The sequence below is a fragment of the Streptomyces sp. NBC_00388 genome (assembly GCF_036061255.1).
GTDB lineage: Bacteria > Actinomycetota > Actinomycetes > Streptomycetales > Streptomycetaceae > Streptomyces.
Map to the genome: position 1 here is coordinate 2,893,406 of NZ_CP107948.1, position 15,468 is coordinate 2,908,873.

At 69.5% G+C, this 15,468-nt stretch carries 10 protein-coding genes; 5 read left to right on the top strand and 5 right to left on the bottom strand.

Annotated features, from left to right (window positions below):
• Positions 1 to 174: 174 nt before the first annotated feature.
• Together OG917_RS13125 and OG917_RS13130 are read left to right on the top strand one after the other, a co-directional pair.
• Positions 175 to 1,068, top strand: coding sequence for an ABC transporter permease (locus OG917_RS13125; RefSeq protein WP_328321851.1), 894 nt, complete (start codon positions 175 to 177; stop codon positions 1,066 to 1,068).
• Between the two features lie 28 nt (positions 1,069 to 1,096).
• Positions 1,097 to 1,921 (top strand): ABC transporter ATP-binding protein, encoded by an 825-nt coding sequence (locus OG917_RS13130; RefSeq protein ID WP_328321853.1) that lies wholly within the window; start codon positions 1,097 to 1,099, stop codon positions 1,919 to 1,921.
• 105 nt (positions 1,922 to 2,026) lie between these two features.
• Here OG917_RS13130 and OG917_RS13135 read toward each other — a convergent pair whose 3' ends face one another.
• From OG917_RS13135 to OG917_RS13145, 3 genes are all read right to left on the bottom strand, one after another.
• Entirely contained in the window at positions 2,027 to 7,006 is a 4,980-nt protein-coding gene (locus OG917_RS13135; RefSeq protein WP_328317768.1) for an NAD-glutamate dehydrogenase, read from the bottom strand.
• Positions 7,007 to 7,348: 342 nt separating this feature from the next.
• A complete protein-coding gene (locus OG917_RS13140) occupies positions 7,349 to 8,038 on the bottom strand; it encodes an HAD family hydrolase (protein WP_328317769.1) in 690 nt (229 codons plus the stop codon).
• Positions 8,039 to 8,187: 149 nt separating this feature from the next.
• Positions 8,188 to 8,694 carry a DUF6912 family protein gene (locus OG917_RS13145; RefSeq protein WP_328317770.1) on the bottom strand — a complete coding sequence of 169 codons (507 nt, stop codon included), beginning with the start codon at positions 8,692 to 8,694 and terminating at the stop codon, positions 8,188 to 8,190.
• A 338-nt stretch (positions 8,695 to 9,032) separates the two neighbouring features.
• Here OG917_RS13145 and OG917_RS13150 point away from each other — a divergent pair, with 338 nt between their 5' ends.
• Positions 9,033 to 9,434 carry an Rv3235 family protein gene (locus OG917_RS13150; RefSeq protein ID WP_328317771.1) on the top strand — a complete coding sequence of 134 codons (402 nt, stop codon included), beginning with the start codon at positions 9,033 to 9,035 and terminating at the stop codon, positions 9,432 to 9,434.
• 161 nt (positions 9,435 to 9,595) lie between these two features.
• On the opposite strand, the gene secA is transcribed toward OG917_RS13150, so the two are convergent.
• The gene (gene secA, locus OG917_RS13155) at positions 9,596 to 12,409 is read right to left on the bottom strand and encodes a preprotein translocase subunit SecA (RefSeq protein WP_328317772.1); all 2,814 of its coding nucleotides are present in this window, start codon (positions 12,407 to 12,409) and stop codon (positions 9,596 to 9,598) included.
• Positions 12,410 to 12,688: 279 nt separating this feature from the next.
• Here secA and OG917_RS13160 point away from each other — a divergent pair, with 279 nt between their 5' ends.
• Positions 12,689 to 13,264 carry a GNAT family N-acetyltransferase gene (locus OG917_RS13160; protein ID WP_328317773.1) on the top strand — a complete coding sequence of 192 codons (576 nt, stop codon included), beginning with the start codon at positions 12,689 to 12,691 and terminating at the stop codon, positions 13,262 to 13,264.
• Positions 13,265 to 13,411: 147 nt separating this feature from the next.
• On the top strand, positions 13,412 to 14,596 hold the full coding sequence (locus tag OG917_RS13165; protein WP_328317774.1) for a winged helix-turn-helix domain-containing protein: 1,185 nt from the start codon (positions 13,412 to 13,414) through the stop codon (positions 14,594 to 14,596).
• Positions 14,597 to 14,688: 92 nt separating this feature from the next.
• Here the strand turns inward: OG917_RS13165 and OG917_RS13170 are convergent, their stop codons facing one another.
• Positions 14,689 to 15,420, bottom strand: coding sequence for a response regulator transcription factor (locus OG917_RS13170; protein ID WP_328317775.1), 732 nt, complete (start codon positions 15,418 to 15,420; stop codon positions 14,689 to 14,691).
• Positions 15,421 to 15,468: the final 48 nt, after the last annotated feature.

Here is a 15,468-nt window from a genome sequence, read left to right on the forward strand (position 1 = left end):
TTGCGTTTCGACGTCATTCCGACTTAGCCTCGACGTAACGACGATACGGATCCGTTGCGACGTACGTCGCAGGCGCTCGCGCCCGCTCTTCCGGTATGAACCCGTCGAACTCCGTCGAAAGCGAATGCTGTGATCCCCACGACAGCCAGGAACGCGCCCGCCACGGAGGCGGCGATTCCGAGCGTCTCCCCGCAGCCCCCGCAGGATCTGGCCGCACTGGCCGCCGCACACGGCCTGACCATCAGCGGTGCCCGCCCCCCGCTGTTCACGTACATCCGCAGGACCTGGGGGCGCCGGCACTTCATCACCGCCTTCGCCACCGCACGGCTGACCGCCCAGTACAGCCAGGCGAAGCTGGGGCAGGTCTGGCAGATCATGACGCCGCTGCTCAACGCAGCCGTCTACTACTTCATCTTCGGTGTCCTGCTCGGCACCAGCCACGGCGTCCCCGACTTCATCCCGTTCCTGGTGACCGGCGTCTTCATCTGGACGTTCACCAGCAACTCGATCCAGACGGGCACCCGCGCGATCAGCGGCAGCCTGGGCCTGGTGCGAGCGCTGCACTTCCCGCGCGCCTCACTCCCCATCGCGTACGCCGTCCAGCAGCTCCAGCAGCTCCTCTTCTCGATGGGCGCGCTCATCGTCATCCTGGTCTGCTTCGGCAAGTACCCGGAGCCCAGCTGGCTGCTGGCGATCCCCGCGCTGGTGCTCCAGTCGCTGTTCAACACCGGAATCTCGATGGTCATGGCCAGGCTCGCGGCCAAGACCCCGGACGTCTCCCAGCTGATGCCGTTCATCCTGCGCACCTGGATGTACGTCTCGGGCGTGATGTGGAGCATCAAGAAGGTGCTGTCGCACGACAATCTTCCGCACCTCGTCCTGCTGTCCCTGCAGGCCAATCCGGCCGCCGTCTACATCAGCCTGATGCGATACGCGCTCATCGACAGCTACCACGCGAACCAGCTTCCGCCCCACGTCTGGGCGCTGGCCGTCGGCTGGGCGGTCGTTGCAGGGGTGGGCGGCTTCATCTACTTCTGGAAGGCAGAGGAGCAGTACGGACGTGGCTGAGAACCAGGTGGACACCCTGTCCCCGACCATGACCCCGGTGACGGCCCCGGGCGCGGCACCGGCCCCGCTCGCCGCGGCAGGCCCGCACGGCGCGCGGATCCCGACCGTCATCGCCGACGACCTCCACATCGTCTACAAGATCCAGGGCACCGGATCCGGCAAGGGCACCGCCACCTCCGCCCTCAACCGGATCGTCACGCGCAAGCCCCGGCCGGGGACCCGCGAGGTGCACGCCGTCCGCGGGGTGAGCTTCGTCGCGCACAAGGGCGAGGCCATCGGCCTGATCGGATCCAACGGGTCGGGCAAATCCACGCTGCTGAAGGCAGTCGCCGGACTGCTGCCACCCGCCTCGGGCCGGGTCTACACCCAGGGCCAGCCGTCGCTGCTGGGGGTCAACGCCGCCCTGATGAGCGATCTGACCGGCGAGCGGAATGTGATCCTCGGCGGCCTGGCCATGGGAATGACCCGCGAGGAGGTCCGGGAGCGCTACGCGGAGATCGTCGACTTCTCCGGCATCAACGAGAAGGGCGACTTCATCTCACTGCCGATGCGGACGTACTCATCGGGGATGGGCGCACGGCTGCGCTTCTCCATCGCCGCGGCCAAGAGCCATGACGTCCTGATGATCGACGAGGCCCTCTCCACCGGCGACGCGAAGTTCCAGCGCCGCAGCCAGGACCGGATCGCCGAACTGCGCGCGTCCGCGGGCACCGTCTTCCTGGTCAGCCACAGCAACAAGTCGATCCTGGAGACCTGCGAACGGGCCATCTGGCTGGAGTCGGGGACGATGCGGATGGATGGTCCCGCAGACGAAGTCGTCGCCGCGTACGAGGAGTTCACGAAGAAGAAGTAACCGCCGCGGCGGGAGACGCCGCGGCCCCGGCCCGCCTGTCGTACAGGCGGGCCGGGGCCGCGGAGGGGGCACGCACACCGCGTGCCCCCTCGCTGTCTCCGTGTCTCAGATGTGCGTCCTCAGCAGCGAGCGCATCGTCCGCATCGCGACCGACAGGTTCGCCAGGTCGAAGGCGTCCGAGGACTGGATCTCGTCGAGCGTGGTGCGCGCACGCCCCAGAATCGACGCGTTCTTCTCCTCCCAGGCCGTGAAGCGCTGCTCCGGCGTCGAAACGCCGTTCCCCGCCGAGAGCACGTCGAGGGTCAGCCCCGCGTGCGCCGCGTACAGGTCCGCGCGGATGGAGGCGCGGGCCATGGACTGCCAGCGGTCGGCCCGCGGCAGCTCGATGATCCGGTCCATCAGCAGGGAGATCGCCAGCCGGTCACCGAGGTCGTAGTACACCTCGGCCACGGCCATCGGGTCCTTGTCCGTGCGCTCCGCGATCGCCACGATGTCCAGCGCCGGGAAGACGGACGAGAATCCGGCGACCTGGCGGGCCAGCGCCTCCGGGACACCCTCGCCGGTCAGCTCGTCCAGGATGCCCTGGTACCACTGCAGGTCATCGCCCTTGAGCATGTTCGGCAGCTCGCTCCAGACCTTCTCCACGCCCTCGGTGAAGAAGGCGATGGTCTCGCTCAGGTCGAGCGGCTGGGGACGGTTCCCCAGGAGCCAGCGCGTACCGCGCTCCACGAGCCGGCGTGAGTGCAGCCTGATACGGGTCTGGACATCGGCCGCGACCTTGTTGTCCAGCTCCTCGACGGCGTCCCACACCTCGGCCAGGCCGAAGATCTCACGGGCCGCCGCCTGCGCCCGCACGATCTCCTCGATCGAGGCGCCCGTCTCCTCGCGGAGCCGGTGCAGGAAGGTCGAGCCACCGGTGTTCACCGTGTCGTTGACCAGGACCGTCGTGATGATCTCGCGACGCAGCGCATGCCCCTCGATCGCCTCGGGGTAGCTCTCCCGCAGCGGCTTGGGGAAGTACGCGTGCACCAGCTTCTGCAGGTACGGGTCGTCCGGGAGACCGGTGGCGATCAGCTCCTGGGCCGCCGTGATCTTGGTGTACGCGAGGAGCACGGCCAGCTCGGGCTGGCTCAGCCCCTTGCCCGCACTGAGCAGCTCACGCACCTGCCGGTCGGTGGGCAGGAACTCCAGCGAACGGTTCAGATGCCCGTCCCGCACCAGCCTGCGCATGAAGCGCTGGTGGGCGTGGAGCAGTGAGGGGGCCTGGGCCTCGGCGTTGGCGAGCGCCGTGTTCTGGGCGTAGTTGTTGCGCAGCACCAGGGCGCCGACCTCCTCGGTCATCGACGCGAGGATCTTGTTGCGCTGCTTGACGGTCAGGTCGCCCTCGGTGACCATCCCGTTGAGCAGGATCTTGATGTTCACCTCGTGGTCGGAGGTGTCCACGCCGGCGCTGTTGTCGATCGCGTCGGTGTTGATCTTGCCACCCGAGCCGCCGCAGCCCGACCTGGCGTACTCGATCCGGCCGAGCTGGGTCAGGCCCAGGTTGCCGCCCTCGCCGACGACCTTGGCGCGCAGGTCCTCGCCGTTGACGCGGATCGCGTCGTTGGCCTTGTCGCCGACGTCCGCGTTGGACTCGGCGGAGGACTTCACATACGTCCCGATGCCGCCGTTCCAGACCAGGTCGACCGGGGCCTTGAGGATGGCCCTCATCAGATCGGCCGGGGTCATCTTGGCCACGTTCGACTCGATGCCGAGCGCCTCACGGACATGCGCGTTGACCGGGATGGACTTGGCGCTGCGGGGGTGGATGCCACCGCCGGCCGAGAGCAGGGCGGTGTTGTAGTCGGCCCACGACGAGCGCGGCAGGTCGAACAGCCTGCGCCGCTCGGCGAAGGACGTCGCCGCGTCCGGGGTCGGGTCGATGAAGATGTGACGGTGGTCGAAGGCGGCGACCAGGCGGATGTGCTCGGAGAGCAGCATGCCGTTCCCGAAGACGTCCCCGGACATGTCACCGACGCCGACCGTGGTGAAGTCCTCGGTCTGGGTGTCGTGGCCGAGCTCCCGGAAGTGCCGCTCGACGGACTCCCAGGCGCCGCGGGCGGTGATGCCCATGCCCTTGTGGTCGTAGCCGGCGGAGCCGCCGGACGCGAAGGCGTCCCCGAGCCAGAAGTCGTACGACTCGGCGACCTCGTTGGCGATGTCGGAGAAGGTCGCGGTGCCCTTGTCGGCGGCGACGACGAGGTACGTGTCGTCCTCGTCGTGCCGTACGACACCGCTGGGCGGCACGACCTCGCCTGCCACCAGGTTGTCGGTGATGTCGAGCAGCGCGGAGATGAAGGTCTTGTACGCCGCGATGCCCTCGGCCATCCAGGCGTCCCGGTCGGACGGGTCGGGCAGCTGCTTGGCGACGAAGCCGCCCTTGGCGCCGACCGGCACGATCACGGTGTTCTTGACCATCTGCGCCTTGACCAGGCCGAGCACCTCCGTACGGAAGTCCTCCCGCCGGTCGGACCAGCGCAGCCCACCGCGGGCGACCTTCCCGAACCGCAGGTGCACACCCTCGACGCGCGGCGAGTACACCCAGATCTCGTACGCCGGGCGGGGCGCGGGGAGGTCCGGAATGGCCTGCGGGTCGAACTTCATGGAGACGTAGGGGTGGTACGCGTCCAGCTCGGCGCCCCGGTCCCTGCGGTCGCCGCTCTCGTGGACGCTCTGGAAGAAGTTGGTCCTGAGCGTCGCCTTGATGACGGTGAGGAAGGAGCGCAGGATGCGGTCCTCGTCCAGACTCGCCACCTGGTCGAGCGCGCCGTCGAGCTCTTCGAGCAGGCCGTCCGTCAGCTCGGTGCCCGCCCGCTGGCGGCCCGGCGACATCCGGGCCTCGAAGAGCGAGACGAGCAGCCGGGTGGTGTGGGAGTTGTTGCGGAGGGTGTCCTCCATGTAGTCCTGGCTGAAGGTCGATCCGGCCTGGCGCAGGTACTTGGCGTACGCGCGCAGTACCATCGCCTGCCGCCAGGTCAGCCCCGCGCCGAGCACCAGGGCGTTGAACCCGTCGTTCTCCGCCTCACCGGTCCAGGAAGCGGCGAATGCCTCCTGGACGCGCTCCCTGGCGTCGTCGGCGAGATGGTCGCCGCCCGCGCCCTCGATCTGCGGCATCCGCAGCCCGAAGTCGTAGATCCAGGCGTGCGTACGGTCCGCGCAGCGCAGCTCGTAGGGGCGCTCGTCGGTGACCTCGACGCCCAGCTTCTGGAGCACCGGGAGCACGGCGGACAGGGAGACCTGCGAGCCGATCCGGTAGATCTTGAAGCGGCGCTCACCGGGGCCGGCACCCACCGGCTCGTACAGCGAGAGCGCGAAGTCCTTCTCGCCCGGCTTGAGTTGTTCGAGGCGGCCGAGGTCGGCGACGGCGGCGCGCGGGGAGTGGTCCGCCTTGTAGCCCTCGGGGAAGGACTGGCCGTAGCGGCGCAGCAGTTCGGCGGCACGCTCCTCACCGCACTCGGCGGTCAGCGCCTCGCCGAAGCCGTCGGCCCAGGAGCGGGCGGCCTCGACGAGCCTGGCCTCGATCCTGTCGGCGTCGGCGTCGGTGAGAGCGGTCAGCTCGGTCCCCGCGGGGACCCGCACGACGAAGTGCAGCCTGGAGAGGATCGACTCCGTGTTGCGGGCGGTGAAGTCGACGCTGGTGCCGCCGAGCTCCTCCTTGAGGATGTCGATGAGGCGCAGCCGCACCGCGGTCGTGTAGCGGTCGCGCGGCAGGTAGATGAGCGCCGAGTAGTAGCGCCCGTACTCGTCCTGGCGGAGGTAGAGCCGGAGCCGGCGCCGCTCCTGGAGGTAGAGCACGCTGGTGACGATGGAGCGCAGCTGGTCGACGGGGGTCTGGAACAGCTCGTCGCGCGGGTACGTCTCCAGGATCTGCATCAGGTCACGGCCGTCGTGGCTGTTGGACGTGAAGCCCGCGCCTTCGAGGACCTCGGCGACCTTGCGCCGGATGACGGGCACCCGGCGTACGGACTCGGTGTACGCGGCGGAGGAGAAGAGCCCGAGGAAACGCCGCTCGCCGACGACGTTGCCCTTGGCGTCGAACTTCTTCACACCGACGTAGTCGAGGTAGCTCGGGCGGTGGACCGTCGAGCGGCTGTTGGCCTTGGTGAGCACGAGGACCTTGTGCTCACGGGCCTTGGCGCGGGCGTCGGCGGGCAGCCTGCTGAACGACGGCGAGACCGGGTGCTCCTCGTCGATGCTGTGGTGCGGGTCGGAGCGGAGGATACCGAGCCCGGTGCCGGGCACCGCGGTCAGCGAGTCGTCGTCGGTGAGCTGGTACTCGCGGTAGCCGAGGAAGGTGAAGTGGTCGGCGGCGAGCCAGCGCAGCAGCTCGCGGGACTCCTCCACCTCTCGTCCCGGCAGATCGCCCACGGTCGGCTCGGCGGGCAGCTCGTCGGCGATGCGCAGCGCGGCATCGCGCATCTTCTCCCAGTCCTCGACGGTCTCCCGGACGTCCGAGAGCACCCTCAGCAGGTCCGTGCTGATCTGCTTCAGATCGGCGCGCTCGGTCTCCCGGTCGAACTCGACGTGGATCCAGGACTCGACCAGGACGTCGTGGAGGCCCTCGCCGGTCTCGTCCTTGCCGAGCACCTCGATGAGCTTGCCGGTCACGTCGCGCCGGACCAGGAGCTGCGGGTGGATCACGACGTGGATGCCGCGGCCCTGGCGGGTCAGTTCGTTGGTGACCGAGTCGACCAGGAAGGGCATGTCGTCGGTGACGACCTCGACGACCGTGTGACTGCAGGTCCAGCCGTTCTCCTCGACGCTCGGGGTGTGCACCCTGACGTTCGCGGTGCCCTGCGGGCGCTTCTCGGCCAGCCGGAAGTGCGAGAACGCCGCGCCGAAGACGTCCTCGGGGTCGCGGTACTCGATGTCCTCCGGAGCGGTATGCAGGTAGTAGCGCTGGAGATACGCAAGGACAGTGTCCCGGTCCGGAGTCCCCCCGCTCGTGGACCCGCCCGGAAGTAGTCCTCCGGCCGGGCTGTTCTCAGCCACCTGGGCCGCGCGTGCGAGCAGTTCGGCCTTGGGTTCGTCCAGCTTGGTCTGCATGTCCTCTGGCTCCTGTCGCGCGCCGTTGCGTGACGTAGGTGAAAGAAGCAGTACAACGCCACGACCACGACGCGGGGTATCCGGTCGAAGTCGACGTTATGCCGCAATGAGAGATACCCGCGACGTTAATGGCCATTTTCGAAGGCCTGTCCGGGTGAGGGGTGCCAGCGATGACCCGGACACCGTAGTGCTCCGGGCGCAGGGCAGAGGCGTCAATGCCCCCGCGAGATATCGCGCTGATCACGGGACCAGGCTATCTCCCCCGGACCGGTGAGCGTCACGGGCCGCATCTGTACAAGTCGGCATGCCGCACTTCGACAGTCCGGCCAGGTCCGGGACCGGTCAGTAACCCCACTCGCGGGCGGTCCTGACGGCCTCGGCCAGCGAGTCCACCACCGGCACCCCGGCTCTCTCCAGGCTGGCCCTGCTGTGCGATCCACCCGTGTACAGCACGGCCCGCGCCCCCGCGTGCGCGGCCGCCACAGCGTCGTCCACCGCGTCACCGATCACCACGACGCGTCCGGGAACGACACCGTCGAGCCCGGCCAGGTGGCGCACCATGTGCTCCGCCTTGCCCTCGTTCGACGGCCCGGTCCTGCCGTCCACCCGCAGGAAACGCCGCTCGATCCCATGCGTCCGCACGATCGGGATCAGATGCTCGTGCGGCGCCAGCGAACAGAGCGACTGGGTGAGCCCGGACGCCTGCCACTCCGTGAGCAGCTGCTCGGCACCCGCGGCGAGCCCGGCCCCGCCGGCCAGCGCCCAGTAGTGCCGGTGGAAGGCCTCGTCCATGACGGCCCACTCGGCGTCCGTCGGCAGCCGGCCCATCAGCCGCTCGTAGAAACGCGGAACGGGCACGCAGTACAGCTCCCGGTACCGCTCCAGCGTGATCGGCGCCAGGTCGACCTCGCCGAACGAGGCGTTCGTCGCCTCGATCACCACGTCGGTGTCGTGGAACAGCGTCCCGTTCCAGTCCCAGACGATGTGCGTCCCCGCCGGTGCGACCGCCCCGGTACCCGCGTCCCTGCTCATGTCCAGCCCCCGTTCACACGTTCCAGCCGCTCAGGCCGCTCGACGCCGGCCGGCATCCCTGCCCGCCGGGCTCCTCCCGGACCGTGCCGGACCGCGCCCCCGCGATCCCCACTTCGACAACCGTACGCGCGGGGTACGACAACGGACCGTCAGGCGATCAGATGCGGGATCTCCTGCACACCGAACCAGAGCAGCTCGTGGTCCTCGGCGCCGTCCACCGTGAACTGCGCGTCGTCGTCGCCGTGATCGGCCGCGCCCAGGGCGCCGGCCGCGGCGGCGACGTCCGGCTCGGCGTCATCGGCGTCGGCATGGACAGCGGCGGCCTTCGACAGCGGCACCGCGGAAGCGAGCCGCACCTCGCCGAGCGCACCCGCGTCGAGCCCGCGGTCGGGGTCGGCCACCGCGTCCTGGTCCGGCACGTCGACAGCGACGACCACGCGTCGGCGGGCGATCTCCGGGGCCCCGGCCAGCAGCCGCAGCGAGGCGGAGGCCGCACGGTTGAGGGCCGCGTACTCCAGCTCCTCGATGTCGTCGGAGACGTACCACTCCCGCAGGCCGGGGGTGACGGCGTAGGCGGTCAGCGGGCCGGGACCCAGTTCGCCCGCCGCGTGCGCCGCTGCGAGACCGGGGAGGGTCAGTGGGACGTACACACGCATGGCCGGCCGCTTTCGTCGTCGGATGGGCAGCCGGCCGGCGTCGGACGCGGCCAGGGCAGAGCCCGGTGAAGCCTGATGAAGAGAGTCCAGGATACGTACCGAGTCCCCCTTCGTGGTGCCGGGAGCGGCCCACGACGGCGTCCACCCGGAGGCGCGCGGGAGCGCGCGGAATCCGCCGGTCGCACCGGCCCGTCACCCGGATAGGTGATCCCCCGCCGAGGCGCCCGCGCGGCCCTGTCTCCCTTGCCACGGCTTCACCACCCCCCGTAGAAGAGGCGCAGCAGGAAAGCTACCGCCCGGTATCGAACCGGGCCCGGCAGAGCGGGGGCTCTCACTTCATGCAGCGGACCAGGCCGGCAGGCCGCCACGACCAGCACAGGCCCGCCACCACCACCCCGATCCGGAGCCGGCGGCTCAAGCCGCACTACTGGTTCGCCGAGCGGCTGCTTGCCGTACTCAGCGGGCAGCGGCCCGTCCACTGGATGCTCGGCCACACCATCGGTGAGGCCTACGACCAGCTGGTGACGCTGGCGCCGGGCGCACCACTGCGGGCACCGGGCCCGCGGCCCGTCGTACGCCACTGCGGCGAGTTCGTCCCGGCGCCCGGGGTGATCGAGGCATTCGCCAGGATCGGCTCGGGCGAACACGTACAGGCGATGGCGTTCCGCCTCGAACAGGGCGCCGATCTGCGCTGGCGGTGCGCGGCGGTGGAGCTGGGCGGCGAACGGGTCGGCGTGTGAGGCCCTCCCCCGGCTGAGCCGCCGGGCACGGCAGTGCCGGCTCACGGGCCCCAGGTCGCACCGGCAGAAAAGGGCCGGGGACGGACACCGCTGCTTCTGCGGTGTCCGTCCCCGGCCCTCACGGCATACCAGGCTCGCGCCGCGGCCCCTGCCTCGTGCCGCTACTTCTTGCGGCGGCGGCCGCCGCCCTTCTGGGCCTTGCGGCGCTCCGCGCGCGTCATCCCGTCCGCCTCCGAGCGGGACGGACCGTCCTCGTTCTCGAAGTCGCCCTCGACGACGCCGCCCTCGCCGTCCACCGTCGGGGCGGAGAAGTGCAGCCTGTCGGGCCGCTGCGGGGCCTCCAGGCCCTTGGCGTGGATCTCCGGGCGCGCACCCGCGGGCACCGCGTCCTTCTCCAGCGAGGTCCGCTCCGCCGCGTCCTGGACCGGAACCTCCTCGACCTGCTGCTCGACCTGGACCTCCAGGTTGAACAGATAGCCGACGGACTCCTCCTTGATGCCCTCCATCATGGCGTTGAACATGTCGAAGCCCTCACGCTGGTACTCGACCAGCGGGTCCTTCTGCGCCATGGCACGGAGGCCGATGCCCTCCTGGAGGTAGTCCATCTCGTAGAGGTGCTCGCGCCACTTGCGGTCCAGCACCGAGAGGACCACGCGGCGCTCCAGCTCACGCATGATCTCGGAGCCGAGCTGCTCCTCACGGCCCGCGTACTGCTCGTGGATGTCGTCCTTGATCGACTCACCGATGAACTCGGCGGTGATCCCGGCCCGGTCGCCCGCCGCCTCCTCCAGCTCCTCGACGGTGACCTTCACCGGGTAGAGCTGCTTGAACGCGTTCCACAGGCGGTCCAGGTCCCACTCCTCGGCGAACCCCTCGACCGTCTCCGCCTGGATGTACGCGTCGATGGTGTCGTTCATGAAGTGCTGCACCTGCTCGTGCAGGTCCTCGCCCTCCAGGACCCGGCGGCGCTCGCCGTAGATGACCTCACGCTGCCGGTTCAGCACCTCGTCGTACTTCAGGACGTTCTTACGCGTCTCGAAGTTCTGCTGCTCGACCTGCGACTGGGCCGAGGCGATGGCCCGGGTGACCATCTTGTTCTCGATCGGGACGTCATCGGGCACATTGGCCATGGCCATGACCCGCTCGACCATCTGGGCCTTGAACAGCCGCATGAGATCGTCGCCGAGCGAGAGGTAGAAGCGGGACTCGCCCGGGTCGCCCTGCCGTCCGGAACGGCCGCGCAGCTGGTTGTCGATACGGCGCGACTCGTGGCGCTCGGTGCCCAGCACGTACAGGCCGCCGAGCTCCTTGACCTCGTCGTGCTCGGCCTTGACCGCACGCTCGGCCTTCTCCAGCGCGGCGGGCAGGGCGGCGGCCCACTCCTCGACGTTCTCGTCGGGGTCCAGGCCGTGCTGGCGCAGCTCCGCCTCGGCGAGATCGTCCGGATTGCCGCCGAGCTTGATGTCGGTACCGCGGCCGGCCATGTTCGTCGCGACCGTGACGGCGCCCTTGCGCCCGGCCTGCGCGATGATCGGCGCCTCCCGGTCATGCTGCTTCGCGTTCAGCACCTCGTGCTGCACTCCGCGCTTGGAGAGCTGCTGCGAGAGGTACTCGGACTTCTCGACCGACGTGGTGCCGACCAGGATCGGCTGGCCCTTCTCGTGCTTCTCCGCGATGTCCTCGACCACCGCGTCGAACTTGGCGACCTCGGTGCGGTAGATCAGGTCGGACTGGTCCATGCGGACCATCGGCCGGTTCGTCGGGATCGGCACGACACCGAGCTTGTAGATCTGGTGGAACTCGGCGGCCTCGGTCATGGCCGTACCGGTCATGCCGGAGAGCTTGCCGTACAGGCGGAAGAAGTTCTGCAGGGTGATCGTGGCGAGCGTCTGGTTCTCGTCCTTGATGTCCACCCCTTCCTTCGCCTCGATGGCCTGGTGCATGCCCTCGTTGTAGCGCCGGCCGGCGAGGATACGGCCGGTGTGCTCGTCGACGATCATGACTTCGCCGTCGATGACGACGTAGTCCTTGTCGTTCTTGAAGAGCTCCTTGGCCTTGATCGCGTTGTTGAGGTAACCGACGAGCGGGGTGTTCACCGACTCGTAGAGGTTCTCGATGCCGAGCCAGTCCTCGACCTTGGCGACACCGGGCTCGTGGATGGCGACCGTGCGCTTCTTCTCGTCGACCTCGTAGTCGCCGGTCTCCTCGATGCCCTTGAGCTGGTTGCCAGGCTCGCCCTTGGTCAGCCGCGTGACCAGCTTCGCGAAGTCGCCGTACCACTTGGTGGCCTGGTCGGCCGGGCCGGAGATGATCAGCGGCGTACGGGCCTCGTCGACCAGGATCGAGTCGACCTCGTCCACGATGGCGTAGTTGTGGCCGCGCTGGACGAGCTCGTCCTGGGCCCACGCCATGTTGTCGCGGAGGTAGTCGAACCCGAACTCGTTGTTCGTGCCGTACGTGATGTCGCAGGCGTACTGCTCACGGCGCTGCGCCGGGGTCATGTTGGCGATGATGCAGCCGACTTCGAGCCCCAGGAACTTGTGGACCCGGCCCATCATCTCGGAGTCGCGCTCGGCCAGGTAGTCGTTCACCGTGATCAGGTGGACGCCCTTGCCGGACAGCGCGTTCAGATAGGCGGGAAGCGTACCGACCAGGGTCTTGCCCTCGCCGGTCTTCATCTCGGCCACATAACCGTGGTGCAGGGCGGCGCCGCCCAGCAGCTGTACGTCGTAATGGCGCTGGCCGAGGACGCGCTTGGCGGCCTCGCGGACGGTCGCGAAGGCCTCGGGCAGCAGGTCGTCGAGGCTTTCGCCGTCGGCGTACCGCTCCTTGTACTCGTCGGTGAGGGCCCGCAGCTCGGCGTCGGAGAGGTTGACGAAATCCTCTTCGATGGAGTTGACCTGGTCCGCAATGCGGTGCAGCTTGCGCAGGATCTTTCCTTCGCCTGCACGCATGAGCTTGTTGAAGACGGACACGGGGGTTGGTCTCCTTGCCGGTCGGGCCTGGCGCGGTCGAGTTCAGGGCTGAACCTCCCGGGGTGCTACCCCCGGACCCGGGCCGGAGAAACAGACCGACCAGGGAGCCCGGCTTACTTTCACGCGGCAAACCGGGGTAGAGCAACGGCCATCGTAAGCGAGGACCCCACCGCGCCGGGAGGCCTGCCGCTCAGGACAACGGTCGGGGCCTCCGGAAGGTGCCGGGAGAACCCCGAAAAAGGCATGGCCCCCGCCCGGCACGGGGCGGAGAATCACCCGATGGACCCTGTCACCCTGTCATCCGAGCGGCTGCTGCTGCGCCCTTTCACCGTCGCCGACACCGAGGCCGTCCTCCAGGCCTGTCAGGACCCGGACATCCAGCGCTGGACGGTCGTTCCCTCCCCGTACCGGCGCGAGGACGCGGAGAGCTTCACCCGGCGGATGGTCCCGGACGGCTGGCGGGCCGGCACCAGCCTGGCCTTCGCCGTGCTGACCCGCGAGGACGGCCGGCTGGTCGGTGCGATCTCCGTGTTCCAGCGCGGGCAGCCGGGCACCTGGGAGATCGGCTACTGGGTGGCGAAGGAACACCGGGGCCGGGGATTCGCGGCCGAGGCCGTGACCGTCCTCACGCACTGGTCGCTGCGGACGCTGGCCGCGGAGCGCCTGGAATGGCGGGCCGAGGTCGGCAACGCCGGGTCGCGGGCGGTGGCGGAGAAGGCCGGCTTCCGTATCGAGGGTGTCCTGCGCGCGGACCTGCTCAACAAGGGCACCCGCCGGGATGCCTGGGTGGGCGCGATACTCCCCTCCGACCTGGGGTACCCCACGGGACACGCGTACCTGCCGGCCGGACCGTGAGCGGCTGCCCGCCCTCCTGCCGCGCGCCGCACTCCCCCTGCGCCGCTGCCACGGCGCTCACCGCCCGCCGCGCCGGTCCGCCCACCGCCTGATCCGGGTCCGCCGGCCGCGCCCTCGTTGTCAGTGCCCCGGCCTATCGTTCGGTGCATGACTCCTGTGCCGCCCCCAGCCGTCGAACTCTCCGCCGACGAGGCCCGCCGGACAGCGCTGCGCGCCCAGGGTTTCCTGGGCGCGCCCGACCGGCGGGGCGGGGTGCGCGGCGTGCTGAGACATCTGGGCGCAGTCCAGCTGGACACCATCTCCGTCCTGGCCCGCTCGCACGAGCTCGTTCCGTACGCCCGGCTGGGAGCCGTCGGGCGCAGGACCGTCGACGAGGCGTACTGGACCGGTGGCCGCTCCTTCGAGTACTGGTCGCACGCGGCCTGCATCCTGCCCATCGAGGAGTGGCCGCACTTCGCCTTCCGCCGCCGGGCCTACCGCGACCGCCCGCACTGGAACCACGAGCTCCCCGACGCGGTCTACGAGACCGTCATCGAACAGCTGCGCGCGGAGGGCCCGCTGACCGCCACCGAGCTCGGCGGCGCGAAGAACGGCGGGGAGTGGTGGGACTGGTCCGCGTCGAAGGTCGCGGTCGAGCGGGCACTGATGTACGGCGAGGTGGTGTGCACCGAACGGCGCGGCTGGAAGCGGGTGTACGACCTGGCCGAGCGCGCGATTCCCGGCGCCCTCTTCCATGACGAGCTCGACGACCTGGAGTGTGTGCGCCGGCTGGTCGCGCTCGCCGGGAAGTCCCTGGGGGTGGGGACCCGCACGGACCTCGCGGACTACCACCGGCTCAAGGGCGAGCAGTTCGACGCGGTCGTCGCGGAATCGGGCCTCGTACCCGTCACGGTGGAGGGCTGGTCCAAACCGGCCTGGGCGGACCCGGAGGCACTGGCCTCCCCGCTCCGCGGCCGCCACCGCACGACGCTGCTCTCACCGTTCGACTCGCTGATCTGGGAGCGCGCCCGTACGGAGCGGATCTTCGGCTTCACCCACCGGCTGGAGGCGTACGTCCCCAAGCCCAAGCGGGTCCACGGCTACTTCTCGATGCCCCTGCTCGCGGGCGGGAAGCTCGTGGGGAGGGCCGACCCCGCACGGGAGGGCGCCACCCTGGTCGCCCGGCAGATCTCCCTGGACAACCGCAAGGCAGTACGGCCGATGGCGGAGGCGCTGGCCGAGGCGGCGTCCTGGGTGGGATGCACGGACGTACGGGTGGAGCGCGTCAACGAGCCGGCGCTGCGGGCGCCGTTGGCCGAGGCCCTGACCGCGGCGCTGGACGCACAGCGGTAGCGGCCCGCGGCGAACCACTCATCGGACGTGTCCGGCTGCCGGGCGGCTCAAGCCCGGCAGCCGCCCCGAAGCGGCTGCGCCCGGCGGGTCCTTCAGCGGATCTCCAGGATCTTCTCGCGCATCGCGTAGACCACGGCCTCCATCCTGGAGTGCAGCTGCAGTTTCTCCAGGATGTTGCGGACGTGGTTCTTCACGGTGTTCTCGGAGATGAACAAATCCTTGGCGATGTCCCGGTTGTTCATCCCGGTGGCCACCAGTTTCAGGACCTCCAGCTCACGCTCGGTGAGCCGCGGCGCCGGTACGAGCCTGCGCTCGTCGGTGCGCTGGATCATCGACTTGAACTCGGTGAGCAGTTTCGACGCCATGGAGGGGCTGATCTGAGACTGTCCGTCGGCCACCGCGCGGATCGCCGTCGCCACTTCGTCGGTCGAGATCTCCTTGAGGAGATAGCCGGTGGCCCCCGCCTTGATCGCGTCGTAGAGGTCGGCCTCCTCGTCGCTGATCGTCAGCATGATGATCTTCGCGCTGGGGGCCACCTCCTTGATGGAGGTGCAGGCCTCGATGCCCCCGCGCTTGGGCATCCGTACGTCCATCAGCACGATGTCGGGCAGCAGATCGGCGGCCTTGTCCACCGCTTCGGCGCCGTCACCCGCCTCGCCGACCACCTGGATGTCCTCCTCCGCGGCGAGGACGATCTCCAGACCGCGCCGGAAAAGGGCGTGATCGTCCACCACCAGGACTCTGATCGGCTCCTTGCACGGAGCCCCGCCCTGGTCCATGGGGTCCTCGTCCCGGTCGTGCACGGGACCGAAGCGGTCCGCCATCGTTCCTCCCCCTGAAGCATGGGCCCGAAGTTCATGTACGGCACCAAC

Excerpts from the sequence above, each read along its gene's own strand:
- OG917_RS13150 (WP_328317771.1), top strand. The coding sequence starts at position 9,033 with ATGCAGCGGACCAGGCCGGCAGGCCGCCACGACCAGCACAGGCCCGCC.
- OG917_RS13145 (WP_328317770.1), bottom strand. The coding sequence starts at position 8,694 with ATGCGTGTGTACGTCCCACTGACCCTCCCCGGTCTCGCAGCGGCGCAC.
- OG917_RS13170 (WP_328317775.1), bottom strand. The coding sequence starts at position 15,420 with ATGGCGGACCGCTTCGGTCCCGTGCACGACCGGGACGAGGACCCCATG.
- OG917_RS13165 (WP_328317774.1), top strand. The coding sequence starts at position 13,412 with ATGACTCCTGTGCCGCCCCCAGCCGTCGAACTCTCCGCCGACGAGGCC.
- OG917_RS13135 (WP_328317768.1), bottom strand. The coding sequence starts at position 7,006 with ATGCAGACCAAGCTGGACGAACCCAAGGCCGAACTGCTCGCACGCGCG.
- OG917_RS13160 (WP_328317773.1), top strand. The coding sequence starts at position 12,689 with ATGGACCCTGTCACCCTGTCATCCGAGCGGCTGCTGCTGCGCCCTTTC.
- OG917_RS13130 (WP_328321853.1), top strand. The coding sequence starts at position 1,097 with ATGACCCCGGTGACGGCCCCGGGCGCGGCACCGGCCCCGCTCGCCGCG.
- OG917_RS13140 (WP_328317769.1), bottom strand. The coding sequence starts at position 8,038 with ATGAGCAGGGACGCGGGTACCGGGGCGGTCGCACCGGCGGGGACGCAC.